Genomic DNA, 16,479 nt, shown 5'->3' on the forward strand with positions numbered 1-16,479 from the left:
GTCGGCGGCGAGCAGCGCGGCGCCGGCGAGCGCGAGCAGGCTGACCGGCACACCGGGCAGCACCGCGCGGCCGAACCGGCGCACGTTCGTACGTGCCGACGGCCAACTGCCGGTACGCGTCCAGTCGTGCACCGCCGCACTGGCCGTGCCCGCCGCCGCGGCGGCGGTGAGCAGGGGAACCGCCGCGAGGGTCAACAGGATGCCCAGCAGTGCCAGGTCGGCGGCGTCGCGCGCGACGTCGCGCCAGTCCCGCCGCCCGCCGGTGTCGCCGGGATCAGCCCTTGATGCCACTGGTGTTGATCCCCTCGACGAGCATCCGCTGGAACGCGACGAAGAACAGGAAGACCGGCAGCAGCGACAGCACCGACATGGCGAACATCGGGCCGACCGCGCTCTGGCTGGTCGAGTCGATGAACAGGGTCAGCGCGACCGGGACGGTGTAGTCCTCCAGTTGGGACAGGAAGACCAACTGGCGAAAGAAGTCGTTCCAGGTCCAGATGAACGAGAAGATCGCCGTGGTGACCAGCGCCGGACGGCTCAGCGGCAGGATGATGTGCCGGAAGATGCCGAACGGGCCGGCGCCGTCGATGCGGGCCGCCTCGTCCAGTTCCCGGGGGACGCCGCGCATGAACTGCACCATGAGGAAGACGAAGAACGCCTCGGTGGCCAGGAACTGCGGGATGAGCAGCGGCAGGTAGGGCCAGTCACCGCCGACCAGCCCGAGCGTGCGGAACAGGATGTACTGCGGCACGATCAGCACGTGCTGGGGCAGCAGCAGTGTGCCGATCATGACGGCGAACCACATGCCGCGCAGCCGGAACCGCAGCCGGGCGAAGGCGTACGCGGCCAGCAGGCAGGAGAGGCCGTTGCCGACGACGGTGAGCAGGCTGACCATCGCGCTGTTGAGGAAGAACCGGCCGAAGCTGACGTCGAAGTTGGACCAGCCGGCGGTGTAGTTGCCCGGGGTGAACCGCTCGGGCAGCAGCCCGACGTTGTTGACGATCTCCTCCTGGGACTTCAGCGAGGTGCCCACCATCCAGATCAGCGGGTAGAGCACCACCGCGACGATCGCCACCAGGATCAGCAGCCGCAGCACGGGCCGTCCGCCGGGTCGTCGGCGCGCGTTCGGCGGCGCCGTGGTCGTCGGGGTCACCGTCACCATCACCGGTCCTCCCCGTCGGAGTAATGCACCCAGAACCGTCCGGTGCTGAAGAAGATCGCGGTGATGACCGCGATGGCGAGCAGGAACACCCAGGCCATCGCCGAGGCGTAGCCCATGTTGAGGTCGGTGAAGCCGGTGATGTAGAGGTTCAGCGTGTACATCAGGGTGGAGTCGACCGGGCCGCCGGTGCCGTTGCTGAGCACGAACGCGGCGGTGAAGCCCTGGAAGCCGTTGATGGTCTCCAGCACCAGGTTGAAGAAGATGACCGGGGAGAGCATCGGCAGGGTGACGTTGCGGAACTGGCGGAACCGGCCGGCCCCGTCGACCGACGCGGCCTCGTACAGCTCGGTGGGCACCTGCTTGAGCCCGGCCAGGAAGATCACCATCGGTGCGCCGAACTGCCAGATGGCCAGCACCATCAGTGTTTCCAGGGCCCAGTCGGGGTCGTTGACCCACGGCTTGCCGGTGATGCCGAACAGGCTCAGCAGCGAGTTGAACGCGCCGTCGCGGTTGAACATGTTGACCCAGACGATGGCCAGCGCGACGCTGCCGCCGAGCAGGGACGGCAGGTAGAACAACCCGCGGAACAGCCCGACGCCGCGCCAGGCGCGGTTGAGCAGCAGCGCCACGCCGAGCGCCGCGCCCAGTTTGAGCGGTACGGCGATCAGCGCGAAGGTCAGGGTGACCCGCACCGCGTGCCAGTACGACGGGTCGGCGGTGAACATCCGTTCGTAGTTGGCCAGCCCCACCCACTCCACCTCGGAGAAGGGGGTGAGGATGTCGTAGTTGGTGAAGCTCAGGTAGAGCGACAGCAGCATGGGGATCGCCGTGACACCCATCAGGCCGATGAGCCACGGCGACAGGAAGACGTACCCCGCCAGACCTTCGCTGTGCCGGAAGCGTCCGGGCCCACGCCTCTGCGCGTGGGCCCGGTCGGATCCGGGGCCGCGTCGGGTCGGGTCGGGCGCCGTGGTCAACGCCACGAACAGCTCCTCTCCGCGCCTTGACGGCGTGTCAGGCGATGGCGGACTTGCACGCCTCGATGAACTGGGTGGCGGCCTCGGCGGGGGTGGCCCGCCCGTACTGCGCGTTCTCGGCGGCCTTGATCAGCTCGGACTTCACCTTGCTGTGCCCCTTGATCGGCACCTGCGGCGACTCGCCGAACTTCTGGGTCAGCTCGGCCTCGACGGCGATGGACTGCTTCATGGCCGGGTCGGTGGTGTCGTCGCTGACCACCCGGCGCAGGTCCAGGTTGGACGGCAGACCACGATCGGTGCCGAGCAGCTTGACCGCCTCGACGTCGTTGTTCAGGAAGTTGATCACGTCGACGGCGACGTCCTTGTTCTTGCTGCCCTTGAACACCGACCAGTACATCGAGGCACGGGCCCACTGCGCGCTCGGGTCACCGGGGTAGGCGATCACGCCCAGCTCGTCCTTGGTGTTCTTCTTCAGGTCCGGCATCTGGTTGGCCCAGACCCAGGAGGTCGCCGACTTGCCGGTGACCACCAACTGCTTGGTGACGTCGCTGGAGTTGCCCTCGTGGATGACGTCGGCGCTCGGGGTGGCCTTGCGGTCCCGGGCGCCCTTCCACAGGTCGAACCACTTGGTCACGTCCTCGGCGGTGAAGCCCAGCTCCTTGCCCTTGTAGAGGTCCTTGCCCTGTTGGCGCAGCCAGACCCAGAACGCCTTGTAGTCGGCGCTCGGGTCCTGGGTGCCGGGCACCTTGGTCTTCGCGGTGACCTGCTCGGCCCAGGCGATGTGCTGCTCCCAGGTCATCCCGGTGGTCGGCTCGGGCAGGTTGTGCCTGGTCAGCAGCGTCTTGTTGTAGACCAGACCCTGGGTGTTCTCCCCGGCGGCCAGACCGGCGAGCTTGCCGTCGACGACGCCGTACTTCCAGAGGCTCTCGGGGAACTTGGAGGTGTCCAGCTTCCCGGACTCCTGGTACGAGGTCAGGTCGAGCGTGGTGTTGCGGGCCGCGTACTCGGCGAGGTAGTTGTCGTCGATCTGGAACAGGTCCGGCGGGTTGCCGCCGGCGGTGAGCGTCGCCAGCTTGTCGAAGTAGCCCTGGTTGGCCTGCCAGGTCTTCTCGAAGGTCACGTTCGGGTGCTTCTTGGTGTAGAGGGCCAGCGCGTCCTCGGTCAGCTTGGCCCGGGCGTCGCCGCCCCACCAGAAGACGGAGAGCTTCACCGGCGCGTTCGGATCGGCGGCGCCGCCGCCGTCATCTCCGCAGGCGGCAGCGCCGAACATCAGCGGTGCGGCGACCGTCACGGCGAGCAGGCCACGCAGCAGGCGCCGCCGGGGCAGCGGGGTACGGTGGGCGCGCCCGACGGGCGCGTCAGTGGTGGGGGGCGTTGCGGGGTGCATGTGCGCTCACTCCTCGGCATTAGGAGGCGACGGCGTCACCGGTGGCCGCAGTCGGGATGCCCGGGCCCGCAGGGCAATGCGGGCCCGGGCCACGTGGTGCGGCCAGGGGACGTGCCGGTCGGGCGTACGGGCCCGGGCCGGTCGAGTCGCGGATGACCAGGTCGGTCTGGAGCATTACCTGTGCGGTGGTACGACGGACGCCGAGCGCCGTGCCGGCACCGGACCCCCGCGCACCGCGCGGTGACTCGATGTCCTGTTGCAGCAGCATGTCGACGGCCGTCCGGCCGGCGGCCGCGGTGGGTGTGGCCACCGTCGTCAGTTTGGGGCGGGTCAGCCGGCTCAGGGTGATGTCGTCGACCCCGACGACGCTCACCTCCTGCGGCACCCGGACCCCGAGCGCGTCCAGCCCTTCGATCAGGCCGATCGCCATCAGGTCGTTGTAGGCGAGCACTGCCGACACATCGCTGCGTCGCACCTGCTCGGCGACGGCGGAGCCGCCGACCTCGGTGGGCGCGTTGGGGCCGAGCATGGTCAGCTCCGCGCCACCGGCTCGGGCGGCCGCGCCGGCGGCACGGCGCATCTCCCGGTTGGTCCACGAGCTGCGCGGGCCACCGAGCAGCGCGATGCTGCGGTGCCCCAGGCCGACCAGGTGCTCGATCGCCGAACGGGCGCCCTGCCCGACGTCCATCAGCACGCAGGGCAGGCCGGTCACCTGCCGGTTCACCACGACCAGTGGCACCTCGCGGCTGAGCTGCTCGATCAGGCTGTTGCTCATCCGAGGGCTGCACAGCAGCACCCCGTCCACCTGCTTGGCCAGCGCGTGGACCAGTTCTTCCTCGGCGGTCGGGTCCTCGTTGGTGTCGGCCACGAAGACGTGGTAGTCGCGGTGCCGGGCCTGACTCTCCGCCGCCTTGATCAGCGGCGGGAAGAACGGGTTCGCGATGTCCGCGATGATCAGCCCGATGTTGTGCGTCCGCCCGGTGATCAGGGCTCGGGCGGCGCGGTTGGGCCGATAGCCCAGATCCTCCGCGCAGGCCAGCACCCGGACGCGGGTCTCCGGGTTGACCAGGTGGGGAGCGGAGAAGGTGCGGGACACGGTGGAGATGTGCACACCGGACGCCCGGGCGACGTCCCGGATGGTGACTGGCACGGCGGCCCCTTCGTCCGATGTGGTGGTGGCGGTCACGCAGGTGTGGCCCATTAATGCAAACGGTTGCGCCAGTGTCAACGGTCAATGATTACGGCTTCGTTGCACCCACGCTCCCCTTGGTGACCTGAGTCCCGTCAAACGCTGACAAATGACGCCGATCACGCCGTCGTCGTTGACGAGAACGGATCGATCGTGATTACTTCATTGCAAACCTTTGCAGCACCACGGGAGGCGACCGCATGTCACCGAGAGCCGCCGGGCGAGTCCGGTACGCCGTCGTGGGCACCGGCGCGCGGGCCGAGATGTTCGTCCGGGCGCTGGTGCTCGACCACGCCGACACCACCGAGCTGGTCGCCTTCGCCGACGTCAACCAGGCCCGGATGGACGCGCACAACCGTTGGCTGGGCGAGCTGGGTCACCGCCCGGTGCCCACGTACCCCGCCGGTGACTTCGCGGCCATGTTGGACTCCGAGCGGGTCGACGTCGTTTTGGTCACCAGCGTGGACGTCACCCACGACGAGTACGTGGTGGCCGCGCTGCGCGCCGGCCGGGAGGTCGTCACCGAGAAACCGATGACAGTGGACGTGGCCCGCTGCCGGCGGATCCTGGACACGGTCACCGAGACCGGTGGGCGGGTGACGGTCGCCTTCAACTACCGCTACAACCCGCTGCACGAACAGGTTCGCCGGCTGCTCGCCGAGGGCGCGGTCGGCGAGATCGGCTCGGTGCACTTCGAGTGGCTGCTCGACGTCCGCCACGGCGCCGACTACTTCCGCCGCTGGCACCGCGACAAGGCCACCTCCGGCGGGTTGATGGTGCACAAGGCCAGCCACCACTTCGACCTGGTCAACTGGTGGCTGGACGCCACGCCCGTCGAGGTGTACGCGGCCGGTCGACTCTTCTTCTACGGCGAGGACGGTCGCCGGCACGGCTACGCCCGCGACTACGACCGGGCGCACGGCTCCCCCGCCGCCGCCGACGACCCGTTCGCGCTGCGGCTGGACGCGCACCCCCGGCTGCGCGAGCTGTACCTCGACGCCGAGGCCGAGGACGGCTACCAGCGCGACCGCAACGTCTTCGCGCCCGGGGTGAGCATCGAGGACGACATGGCGGTGCTGGCCCGCTACTCCACCGGCGCCACCATGAGCTACCACCTCACCGCGTACGCGCCCTGGGAGGGCTACCGGGTGATGGTCAACGGCAGCCGGGGCCGGCTGGAGCTGGACGTGGCCGAGAACGACTTCGTCGACCGGGGCACCGCCGGCGCGGTCAAGGGCGCTGCCCTGCACGGTGCGGAGGCGCCGGCCGAGGGCGGTGGTGCGACGCTCACCCTGCGCCCGTTCTGGGCCCCGCCCCGGCAGATCCCGGTGGAGGGTCGCAGTCGGCACGGGCACGGCGGCGCGGACGCCCGGATGACCGGGGTGCTCCTCGGCGGTCAACCCGACCCGTTGGGCCGCGCCGCGACCGCAGACGACGGCGCGTTGGCACTGCTCACCGGTCTGGCCGCCAACCGGTCCTTCGAGACCGGCCAACCCGTCCGCGTCGCCGACCTGCTCACCCCCCGCTGACACAGGAGACGAGGAGTCCCACTCCGTGCCCACGTTCGACCACACCGACCTGCTCCTGCCGCCCGAGCCGGGCCAGCGCGCGCTGGCCCGGGAGCTGTACGCCCTGGCCGCGGAGCAACCCATCATCTCGCCGCACGGGCACGTCGACCCGGCCCTGCTCGCCGAGGACCGACCCTTCCCGGACCCGGCGCAACTGCTCATCGTGCCCGACCACTATCTGACCCGGATGCTGCTCAGTCAGGGCGTACCCCCGGCGGATCTGGGGGTGCCCACCCGCGACGGCAGCCCGGTGGAGACCGACGGCCGGGTGATCTGGCGACGCTTCGCCGCGCACTGGCACCTCTTCCGGGGCACCCCGTCGCGACTCTGGCTGGAGCAGACCTTCCGCACGGTGTTCGGGGTGCACACGCCGCTTCGCCCGAGCACCGCCGACGCCCTCTACGACGAGATCGCGGCCCGGCTCGCCGAGCCGGACTTCCGGCCCCGGGCGCTGTTCGAGCGGTTCAACATCGAGGTCCTCGCCACCACCGAGTCACCGCTGGACGACCTCGCGCAGCACGCCAAGCTCGCCGCCGACGGGTGGGGCGGGCCGGGCGGCCGGGTGGTCACCACGTTCCGCCCCGACGACGTGGTGGACATGGAGTTCGAGGGCTGGTCGACCAACGTGGACCGTCTCGGCGACCGGGCCGGTGAGGACACCGGCACGTACGCCGGCTACCTGGCCGCGCTGCGGGCCCGACGCGCCGCGTTCATCGCCGCCGGCGCCACCTCCTCCGACCACGGCCACCCCACCGCGCGCACCCTGGACCTGACCCCGGCCGAGGCCGAGCGGCTCTACGACCGGGGCCGGCGCGGCGAGGCCGACGCCGCCGACGCGGAGGCGTTCCGGGCGCACATGCTCGTGGAGTTCGCCCGGATGTCGCTCGACGACGGCCTGGTCATGCAGCTGCACCCCGGCGCGGTGCGCAACCACAACCGGTGGCTGCACGCCCGGCACGGCCGCGACGTCGGCGGCGACATCCCGCAGGCCACCGAGTACGTGCACGCGCTCGCCCCGCTGCTGGAGCGCTACGGCAACGACCCCCGACTGCGACTGGTGCTCTACACCCTCGACGAGGACACCTTCACCCGCGAGTTGGCGCCCCTCGCGGGCGGATACGCCGCGCTGCTGCTCGGCGCGCCCTGGTGGTTCCTGGACTCCCCGGAGGTGCTGCGCCGGTTCCGGGAGACGGTGACCGAGAGCGCCGGCTTCTACAACACCACCGGGTTCGTCGACGACACCCGGGCGTTCTGCTCCATCCCGGTACGCCACGACGTGGCCCGCCGGGTGGACGCCGGCTTCCTGGCCCGGCTCGTCGCCGAGCACCGGCTGCCGATGGACGAGGCCGCCGAGACCATCGTCGACCTGGCGTACCGGCTGCCCAAGCGGGTCTTCAACTTCGGAGGGGACCACCACCTGTGAGCGCGAGAAGTGCAGCGCAGCGGAGCCCCGCAGTCGCGAACGAAAGGCAGGCTCAGTGACGGTCACCATCACCTCCGTCGAGGTGCATGACGTGCGGTTCCCCACCGCCGCCCGGGGCGACGGCTCCGACGCGATCAACCGGGGTGACTACTCGGCGACGTACGTGGAACTGGGCACCGACGCGGGCCCGACCGGTGCCGGGTTCACCTTCACCAACGGCCGGGGCAACGAGATCACCTGCGCGGCGGTGCGTGCCCTGGCCCACCACGTCCAGGGGCGCACCATCGAGGAGATCACGGCCGCGCCGGTGGCGTTCTGGCGTTCGCTCAGCGCCGACGTGCAGCTGCGCTGGCTGGGCCCGGAGAAGGGCGTGATCCACATGGCGACCGGCGCGCTGGTCAACGCGGTGTGGGACCTGCGGGCCACAGTGGCCGGCAAGCCGATGTGGCGTTTCCTCGCCGACCTGCCCACCGAGGATCTGGTGGCCAGCGTCGACTTCCGGCACATCACCGACGCGCTCACCCCGGACGAGGCGGCCGCCATCCTCGACAAGGGGCGCGACGGGCTGGCCGACCGGTTGGCCACCCTCGAACGTGACGGTTTCCCGTCGTACACCACCTCGGTCGGGTGGCTCGGCTACCCCGACGACAAGGTGCGGGCGCTGACCCGGCAGGCGTACGCCGACGGCTGGCGGGCGATGAAGATGAAGGTCGGCGGCCCGCTCGCCGACGATCTGCGGCGGGCCCGGATCATCCGGGAGGAGATCGGCCCGGACGCGCTGTTGATGATGGACGCCAACCAGGTCTGGGACGTCGACGAGGCGATCACCGCGATGGCGGCGCTGGCCGAGGTGGACCCGTACTGGATCGAGGAGCCCACCCACGCCGACGACATCCTCGGGCACGCCCGGATCGCCCGCGCGGTGACCGAGTTGACCGCCGGCCGCTGCCGGGTGGCCACCGGTGAGGTGGCCGCCAACCGAGTGATCTTCAAACAGCTCCTCCAGGCCGAGGCGATCGGGGTGATGCAGGTCGACGCCTGCCGGGTCGGCGGCGTCAACGAGGTCCTGGCCGAGCTGCTGCTGGCGGCGAAGTTCGGGGTGCCGGTCTGCCCGCACGCCGGCGGCGTGGGCCTCTGCGAGTACGTCCAGCACCTGGCGATCTTCGACTACCTGCGGGTGGGCACCGGTCTGGACGGTCGAATGATCGAGTACGTCGACCATCTGCACGAACACTTCGTCGATCCGGTGCGGACCCGCGGTGGCCGCTACCTGCTGCCCGAACGGCCCGGTTACAGCACCACCATGAAGCCCGCATCGATCGCCGAGTTCCGCTTCCCGGACGGTCCGGCATGGCGGTGACCGTCGGGGCCTCCCGGCTCGGCCTGGGCATGCTGCGCCGGCTGCCCGCCGAGGCCCGCCCGTTGATCCGGCCGGGCACCGTGCCGACCGGCGTCGTACACCTGGGGTTGGGCGCGTTCCACCGCGCCCACCAGGCAGTCTTCACCGAGGCGGCGGTCGGCGCCGCCGGCGGTGACTGGGGCATCATGGCCGTTGCCCCGCACAGCACCGGCGTGGTCGAGGCGATCGCCGCGCAGGACAACCTGTTCAGCGTCAGCGCCCTCTCCGCGGCCGGCAGCTCCACCCGGGTGGTGGGTGCCCTGAGCGGTGTCCGGCACGCGCCCAGCGACCCGGACGCCGTGGTGGCGCTGCTCGCCGACCCGGCGGTCCGCGTGGTGACCCTGACCGTCACCGAGAAGGCGTACCAACTCGACCCGGTGACCGGCCGACTGTCCCCGGACTCGGCGCTCGCCGCGGACCTGGCCGGCGGCGGACCGCCGACCACGGTGCCGGGGCTGCTGCTGCGCGGGCTGGCCGCCCGGGCCGCCGCGGACGCCGGGCCGGTGGCCCTGGTGAGCTGCGACAACCTGCCGGCCAACGGTCGACGACTGCGCGGCATGCTCGACCAGGCGGTCAGCCGGGCCGGCGCGGTGCCCACCGGGCTGGTCGAGTGGGTGGCCGGCAATGTCACCTGCCCCGGCACCATGGTGGACCGGATCGTGCCGGCCAGCACCCCGGAGACGATCGAGGCGGCCCGGCGGGCGCTCGGCGTGACCGACCTGGCCGCGGTGGCCGCCGAGCCGTACGCACAGTGGGTGATCGAGGACGACTTCCCCGGCGGTCGGCCCGGCTGGGAGTTCGCGGGGGCGGTGCTCACCGACGACGCCGGCCCGTGGGAGCGGTTGAAGCTGCGCGCCCTCAACGGGGTGCACTCCGCCATCGCGTACCTCGGAGCCTTGGCCGGTCGGGAGACGATCGCCGACGCGCTGGAGATCCCGCACCTGCGTGAGGTGCTGCGCCGGCTGATCGCCGAGGACGTGGCGGCCAGCTTCACCCCACCGGACGGGGTGCGGGTGGTCGACTACGGCGAGCAGGCCCTCGCCCGGTTCGGTAACCCGGCGATCCACCACCGCACCCTCCAGGTGGCGATCGACGGCTCCCAGAAGCTGCCGCAGCGTGTCCTGCACACCATCGCCGACCTGCGCGCGACCGGGCGGTCCGCGCGCTGGGGCGCGCTGGTCGTGGCGTCCTGGTTGCGCTTCGCGCTGGGGTACGCCGACGACGGCCGGCCGTTGCCGCTCCAGGACCCACTGGCCGGGCCGATCCGGGCCGCGCTGGACGCCGGGGCGCAGAGCCCGCCGGGCGCGGTCGACGCGGTCTTCGCGCTGCGCGACGTCATCCCGGTGGAGGTGGCCGAGGACGACGAGGTCCGCGCCGACGTGATCGCCTGGCTCACCGCGTTGGAACGGCACGGCGTCGAGGCCACTCTGGCCGGTGCCCGGTGACCGGGTCGACCCGGACCGGTCGGCGGTGAGCGGGACAACCCCGCCGCCCCGGGTGGCGGTGATCGGGGCGAACGGGCACGGTCGCTGGCACCGGCGGGTGATCGCGCCCCTGCACGCCGCCGGTCGGCTGCGGTTGGTCGCCCTGGTCGACGTCCGACCGGTGGAGGACGACCCGGCCGCCCCGGTGCCGCCCGGGGTGGCGGTGTTCACCGACCACCGGGCGATGCTCGCCGCCACCCGGCCGGAGGTGGTGGTGATCTGCACGCCGCCGCACACCCACCTGGCGATCGCCCGCGACGCCCTGGCCACCGGCGCGGACCTGCTGCTGGAGAAGCCCCCGGTGCTGTCGTTGGCCGAGCACGAGGAGCTGACCTGGGCACTCACCGCCGCCGGCCGGGTGGCCCAGGTCGGCTTCCAGGCGCTCGGCTCGGCTGCCCTCACCGCGCTGACCGACGCGCTGGCCGCCGGTCGGCTGGGCACGGTCACCGGCATCTCCACCATCGCCGCCTGGCAACGACCGGACGCCTACTACGCCCGCTCCCCGTGGGCCGGTCGACGGAGTGTGGACGGCCGACCGGTGCTGGACGGCGCGCTCGCCAACCCGCTCGCGCACGCGGTGATGCAGTGCCTGGCGATCGCCGAGGCGCTCGCCGGGGCGACGCCATGGCCGGTCGCGATCGAGGTGGAACGCTACCGGGTCCGGCCGATCGAGGTGGAGGACACCGCCGTGCTGCGGGTCCGGTTCCGCGCCGGGCCACCGGTGCTGGTGGCGGTGACCCTGGCCGCCGAGGAGTTCGTGGCGGGCGAGGTGGTGGTGACCGGCACGACGGGGCAGGCGGTGCTGGAGTACCCGACCGACCGGCTGCGCCTGCCCGGGGACGTGGTGACCCGCCGGGTGCCGGGGCGGCTGGGGCTGCTGGAGAACCTGCTCGCCCACCGGGTCGACCCGGTGGGCGTGCCACTGATCGCACCGCTGGCCCGTACCGCACCGTTCACCGCGCTGCTGGACGCGTTGCGGCCCGCGCCGGAGCCCCGGCTGCTCGACGGCGAGCTGGTGACCACCCTCGGCGAGGGCGGGGAGCGGGTCCGCCACCTGCGGGGCGTCGTCGACGTGTTGCGCCGGTCGGCCGAGCAGGGGGCGTTGCCGAGCGAACTGGGGGTGCCGTGGGCGTCCGCCGCCTACCGCGCCGAGCTGCCGGGATAGCCCCCCACCCACCCCCACGATCTTGCACTTCCTGTCGTGGCATAAGGAACAAAGCCACTATATCGACGACCGAAAGTGCAAGATCGGCGCGGTGAAGCTGACGGGTCGGCGCGCCCGCGACTCGCGGTCGGGTCGGCGACGTACGGGGTCATCGATGTGGTGAAGATCGGCTATAAGTGACGCATGGACTTCCCGCCGCACCTGGGCAGCATGCCGATGCACGCGATCACCGAGATCCACGGCGAACCGGGCCTGCTGGAACGTTTCCGGTTGGAGGTCCAGCAGTTCGACGACGCCGCCCGGGCGCGGTTGACCGCCGCGCTCGACCTCGCCGCCGAACTGCACCGCGACGATCGACGGGTCCGCGAGCCGTACCTGAACCACCTGCTGCGGGTGGCGATCAGGCTGATGCACCACTACCAGGTGCGGGACGTGGACGTGATCGTCGCCGGTCTGCTGCACGACGCGGTGGAGGACCATCCGGTCGAGCTGGCCGACGGCGACCCCGGCACCGACCCGACCGGGGCCGCGCTGGCCGCGCTCGCCGCGCGGTTCGGGCCACGGGTGGCCACCCTGGTCGCCGCGGTCACCAATCCGGTGTACGACCCCGAGCGGGACCGCAACGAGCAGTACCGGGAGCACTTGGCGGTCAGTCTGGATCGGGAACCCTGGGCTCGGGTGATCAAGGTTTCGGACTTCACCGACAACGGGGTGGGCGTGATCCACACGGTCGGGCCGAAGGTGATCTCGTCGGCCCGGAAGTACCGGCCGCTGGTGCCGCTGTTCCGGGATCTGATCGGCCGGCCGGACACCCCGTTGTCGCCCGCGGTGAAGCGGCACATCTTCGGCCAGCTGGACCTTGCCGAGGAGCGGTTCAGCGCCATCCTGGACCAGCCCGCCCCGAACTGACCCGTCCCCCGGATCACCCGACCGGGTTCCGTGACAAGTTCTCAGATCTGCCCGGAAGCCTCGGCCATTACGGTTGGTTTGCGCCCAATGAGAGGAAATGCCCCTCTCGATTCGTATTTCCGGCGTGTCACCAATCGAGAGGATTCGGACCATGCGCGACCTTTCCCGTCGTGATCTGCTCAGGGCGACGGCCGTCGGCGCCGGAGCTGTCGCCATCCCGAGCGTGATCGCCGGCAGCTCGGCCGTCGCGGCCGACGGTCCCGGGTGGCCCTCCGACACGAAGTTCCCGCCGGCACAGCTGACCGGCCGGATCGTCCGCCCACAGAGCCCCAACTACGCGGAGGCCAGCCTCGGCTGGGACGAGCTGTTCGTGCACTATCCCCTGGTCATCGTCTTCGCTCAGGAGACCCAGGACGTGGTCAACGCGCTCACCTGGGCGCGGCAGCACAACGTCGCACTGCGGGTACGCAGTGGCCGGCACAACCTGGAAGGCTGGTCGAACGTCGACAACGGCATCGTTATCGACGTCAGCGAGCTCAAGGACGTCCACATCGACACCGCCACCCGCACGGCGAAGGTCGGCGCGGGGCTCACCCAGTCGGAGGCCGTGACCGCCCTCGGCGAGCACGACCTCGCGGCGACGACGGGCACGGAGGGGACCGTGGGCCTCTCCGGCGCCACCCTCGGCGGCGGCTTCGGCTTCCTCACCCGCTACATCGGGATGGCCTGCGACAACCTGATCGGCGCGGAGATCGTCGTGGCGGCGGGCGCCGACGGAGCGAAGGTGCTCGAGGTGGACCCGTGGAACTACTCGGACCTTCTCTGGGCGCTGCGCGGAGCGGGCAACGGCAACTTCGGGATCGTCACCTCCCTGACCTACAAGGTCGCTCCCCTCACCAGCGTCGCCTACCTGCAGGTGACCTGGCCCGGCCTCGGCGACCTGCACGAGGTCTTCGACGCCTGGCAGCGTGTCGCACCCCTCACCGACCCCCGCCTCGGCACCCAGGTCGAGGTCCACCCGACCGAGATCCTGCTGTTCGCGGTGCTCGCGGACGGGTCCGAGGCAGAGGCCAGGAAGCTGCTGGCGCCGATCCTGTCGATCGGCAACCCCACGGTCACCGTGCAGATCGGCGGCTGGGGCGACATCTACGGCGGCTTCCAGATCCCGACCGCGGACGAGCCCGCGAACTGGAAATTCTTCTCCCAGTTCACCCGCGAGCCGTTCCCGGAGGAGGCGGTCAGCATCGTCCGTGAGTTCATGGAGAAGGCACCCTCGCCCGACAGCAACTTCTTCACCCAGGCCTTCGGCAGCGGCGCGCAGCGGCAGGAGCCGTTCGGTGGCGCGGCCTTCCCGCACCGCGACGCGCTCTTCTACTCCGAGCCCGGCGCCGGCTGGGGCACCCGCGGCGAACCCGACAGCGGCGACGCCGTCACCCCGATCGCCCAGACCTGGATCGCCGAGTTCAGCCAGGCGCTGCGGCCCTACGTGGACGGCGCCTACGTCAACGTGCCGAACATCGGCATGGCCGAGTGGGAGAAGGCCTACTGGGGGCGCAACTTCCCCCGGCTGCGCAAGATCAAGGCGAAGTACGACCCGCACAACGTCTTCCAGTACGAGCAGAGCATCCCGCCCGCGACGCACTGACCCGGGATGACCGGCGGTGCGGGTGGCACCCGCCCGCACCGCCGGACCGCCCGGCGCGGGAGTCACCCACGGTGAGTGCGATCCCCACCGCGGCCGACGGCGGGGCTCGACTCACCGGTCAGGGCGGCGCGGTCTCGTTGAGGACGACACGCAGCGGGTGCGGGGCGCTGGTGGCGAGGTCGTCGAGCACGGCGAGCAGCAGACGGTGCTGATCGGACGGCTCGTCGACGAGCAATTGGCCGGCGTCGGTGATCAGCAGTGTGAGCGGACCGGCGTCGAGCCGGTCCCGGAGCACGTCGGAGAGGGCGTCCCAGGTCTCCCCCAGGTACGCCGGCAGGGCCAGCACGGCGGCGAGCGTGGCGAAGAGCCCGGCCCTGGTTCGCGTCGTCGCTCCGGCCAACACCACCGCGCCGGGCACGTCGAGGCCGCCGTCGTGGCAGACGATCAGCCAATCGGGCACCCGACCCGCGTGCTCGTCGACCATCACGTTCCTCCTGATCTCAACGGTATGACTTCTGACCGGGCGACATCCGACCGGGACGACGCCGCAGCGGGGCCGGCCGACCGAGGCCGGCCGGCCCCCAGGTCGGTCAGAGTCGGTAGAAGTCGGTGTAGTGGTTGGGCGAGAACCAGGTGACGCCGGTGCTGCGGTTCACCACTATCCGGTACGCGTCCCGGGCGGCGCCCTGGTTGCGCGGGTAGACGTCGTACTCGTAGTAGGTGGCGTTGGTGGGCAGTTGACCCTCGTAGTTGTAGAACTGGCCGCCGGCGAAGTTGGACTTCCCGCCGCTCCAGGAGTACCAGCCGCGGCTGGTCGGGAACCCCTTGGCGGACCAGCCCGAACGGGCGGTGCGGGCGTCCGCGCAGCGGCTCATGGTGCAGGAGCTGTAGACCGCCGCCGAGGCCGGGTCGGTCAACCGAGGGGAGACCACGGACGGGCCGACCAGCGCGGCGGCGACCATGGCGAGGAGCAGGGCGAGGGTGGTGGTACGCCGGCGGATCGCGCCGAGCGTCGCCAGCGGGGACACGAGGGTGGACACAGGCTGCCTCCAGACCATCCAATCCATCGATCCGCGTGATTGTCGGACCGGACCCAGTCTCACCGCTGCCGGCCGACGGCAACACCCCTCGGCACCCCAACTGCTCCACAATGTTCGGTTAACCCCGCGAGATCATCTGTGTCGGCGCGCGCCCGATCGGGAGCAGCGCGCCTGACCGGCCGAGTCGGTCCGACGTTGTGCCGTGGCCTGCTGATCGTCCGAACGTCGGGTGGCGTCCCACCATCGAAGGCGCGCGTGACCTGGTTCGTGTCGATATGCCGTCTGCTCGGTGACGGCGTGGCGGCAGGCATATCGGTCACCGGTTGTTAGCGTGAAACGCGGATCCGTGACCGTGGAGGGGTGCCATGACGGACGCCCCCGACGGGAGGCCGAGGCCCGCGGACCAGTGGCGGCACCGGGGCGTACGAGGGTTGACCATCGCCCGCAACGCCGGTGTGCGCGGCTGGCGGTGGTGGGCACGTAGCTGGGATCGGCTGGTCGCCGCGCTCCAGGACGAGGCGCCGGTCGGCTCCGCGGCCGCGCCGTCGCCGTCCGGTCCACTCGTCGAACAACGCGACGCACCCCGGCTGATCGCGGTCCCGGCACGCGGATACGTCTACTCGTTCTACATCCGCGCCACGTTCGCCTGGTCGTCACCGGCGAGCCTGCGGTCCGAGGTGCTGAGCTGGTACGTGCAGTACTTCCTGCCGAACGCGATCCAGCGGCTGACCCGGCTGGCCGCCGACGCCGCCCGGGACCTGCCCCCACACCGGGCCGGTGACCTGGAGGTCGCGTTGCAGCGGGCACTCGCCGAGGATCCCGTGTGGCCCTACCAACGGGGCGACATCACGCTCACCTGCCGCCCCGACGCCGCCGTACGACTCGACGAACGGATCCTGCCCGCGCTCCAACCGCACGTCGACCGCCTGGTCAAGCTGGAATACCAGTTCGACGAGCAGATCCGGCAGGCCCGGTACGCCGAGGAGCTCAGCCGCCAGTGGGCAACGATCCTCGATGATCACGCGGACGACCACGACCTGGCTGACGCCCGCGACCACATGCTCGCCGCGCAAAGAGAAGCCGCACGGTGGATCGCCGAACTCCTCCACCGCCACGCCAACCCCTCACCAG

The 16,479-nt window shown here is 71.2% G+C and carries 14 protein-coding genes and 1 pseudogene; 8 read left to right on the forward strand and 7 right to left on the reverse strand.

All coding sequences use genetic code 11. The annotated features are described in order from the left end of the window. The 5 genes and pseudogenes from DLJ58_RS29305 to DLJ58_RS29325 all read right to left on the reverse strand — a co-directional run. Positions 1 to 291 (reverse strand): annotated as a pseudogene (locus DLJ58_RS29305) (hypothetical protein); the annotation flags it as partial. Next, positions 275 to 1,162 carry a carbohydrate ABC transporter permease gene (locus tag DLJ58_RS29310; RefSeq protein WP_124861184.1) on the reverse strand — a complete coding sequence of 296 codons (888 nt, stop codon included), beginning with the start codon at positions 1,160 to 1,162 and terminating at the stop codon, positions 275 to 277. The pseudogene DLJ58_RS29305 and the gene DLJ58_RS29310, both read right to left, overlap by 17 nt. Further along, entirely contained in the window at positions 1,162 to 2,145 is a 984-nt protein-coding gene (locus DLJ58_RS29315) for a carbohydrate ABC transporter permease (protein WP_124861162.1), read from the reverse strand. Before DLJ58_RS29315 ends, DLJ58_RS29310 begins: the two co-directional genes overlap by 1 nt. A gap of 31 nt (positions 2,146 to 2,176) precedes the next feature. Next, positions 2,177 to 3,526 (reverse strand): ABC transporter substrate-binding protein, encoded by a 1,350-nt coding sequence (locus DLJ58_RS29320; protein ID WP_124861164.1) that lies wholly within the window; start codon positions 3,524 to 3,526, stop codon positions 2,177 to 2,179. Between the two features lie 19 nt (positions 3,527 to 3,545). Then, complete coding sequence (locus DLJ58_RS29325) at positions 3,546 to 4,676, reverse strand: LacI family DNA-binding transcriptional regulator (RefSeq protein ID WP_124861166.1); 1,131 nt, start codon at positions 4,674 to 4,676, stop codon at positions 3,546 to 3,548. Positions 4,677 to 4,915: 239 nt separating this feature from the next. Between DLJ58_RS29325 and DLJ58_RS29330 the strand changes: the two genes are divergently transcribed. The 7 genes from DLJ58_RS29330 (at position 4,916) to DLJ58_RS29360 (ending at position 14,308) form a co-directional block, all read left to right on the forward strand. Further along, positions 4,916 to 6,244 carry a Gfo/Idh/MocA family protein gene (locus DLJ58_RS29330; RefSeq protein WP_124861168.1) on the forward strand — a complete coding sequence of 443 codons (1,329 nt, stop codon included), beginning with the start codon at positions 4,916 to 4,918 and terminating at the stop codon, positions 6,242 to 6,244. A 25-nt stretch (positions 6,245 to 6,269) separates the two neighbouring features. After that, positions 6,270 to 7,706, forward strand: coding sequence for a glucuronate isomerase (gene uxaC, locus DLJ58_RS29335; protein ID WP_124861170.1), 1,437 nt, complete (start codon positions 6,270 to 6,272; stop codon positions 7,704 to 7,706). 55 nt (positions 7,707 to 7,761) lie between these two features. Continuing rightward, a complete protein-coding gene (locus DLJ58_RS29340) occupies positions 7,762 to 9,066 on the forward strand; it encodes an enolase C-terminal domain-like protein (protein ID WP_124861172.1) in 1,305 nt (434 codons plus the stop codon). Then, positions 9,057 to 10,550 (forward strand): mannitol dehydrogenase family protein, encoded by a 1,494-nt coding sequence (locus tag DLJ58_RS29345; protein WP_124861174.1) that lies wholly within the window; start codon positions 9,057 to 9,059, stop codon positions 10,548 to 10,550. The genes DLJ58_RS29340 and DLJ58_RS29345 overlap by 10 nt, the downstream gene beginning before the upstream one ends. A 25-nt stretch (positions 10,551 to 10,575) precedes the next feature. Further along, on the forward strand, positions 10,576 to 11,754 hold the full coding sequence (locus DLJ58_RS29350; protein ID WP_124861186.1) for a Gfo/Idh/MocA family protein: 1,179 nt from the start codon (positions 10,576 to 10,578) through the stop codon (positions 11,752 to 11,754). A 183-nt stretch (positions 11,755 to 11,937) separates the two neighbouring features. Beyond that, a complete protein-coding gene (locus tag DLJ58_RS29355; RefSeq protein WP_124861176.1) occupies positions 11,938 to 12,663 on the forward strand; it encodes an HD domain-containing protein in 726 nt (241 codons plus the stop codon). A gap of 151 nt (positions 12,664 to 12,814) precedes the next feature. After that, on the forward strand, positions 12,815 to 14,308 hold the full coding sequence (locus DLJ58_RS29360; RefSeq protein ID WP_124861178.1) for an FAD-binding oxidoreductase: 1,494 nt from the start codon (positions 12,815 to 12,817) through the stop codon (positions 14,306 to 14,308). A 118-nt stretch (positions 14,309 to 14,426) separates the two neighbouring features. On the opposite strand, the gene DLJ58_RS29365 is transcribed toward DLJ58_RS29360, so the two are convergent. Next, positions 14,427 to 14,792, reverse strand: coding sequence for a barstar family protein (locus DLJ58_RS29365; RefSeq protein ID WP_124861180.1), 366 nt, complete (start codon positions 14,790 to 14,792; stop codon positions 14,427 to 14,429). Between the two features lie 106 nt (positions 14,793 to 14,898). Beyond that, positions 14,899 to 15,348 carry a ribonuclease domain-containing protein gene (locus DLJ58_RS29370; protein WP_244219186.1) on the reverse strand — a complete coding sequence of 150 codons (450 nt, stop codon included), beginning with the start codon at positions 15,346 to 15,348 and terminating at the stop codon, positions 14,899 to 14,901. 365 nt (positions 15,349 to 15,713) lie between these two features. Between DLJ58_RS29370 and DLJ58_RS29375 the strand changes: the two genes are divergently transcribed. Then, a partial coding sequence (locus DLJ58_RS29375; RefSeq protein WP_124861182.1) for a hypothetical protein occupies positions 15,714 to 16,479 on the forward strand: 766 nt, incomplete at its 3' end.

The sequence above is a fragment of the Micromonospora arida genome (assembly GCF_003857035.1).
GTDB lineage: Bacteria > Actinomycetota > Actinomycetes > Mycobacteriales > Micromonosporaceae > Micromonospora > Micromonospora arida.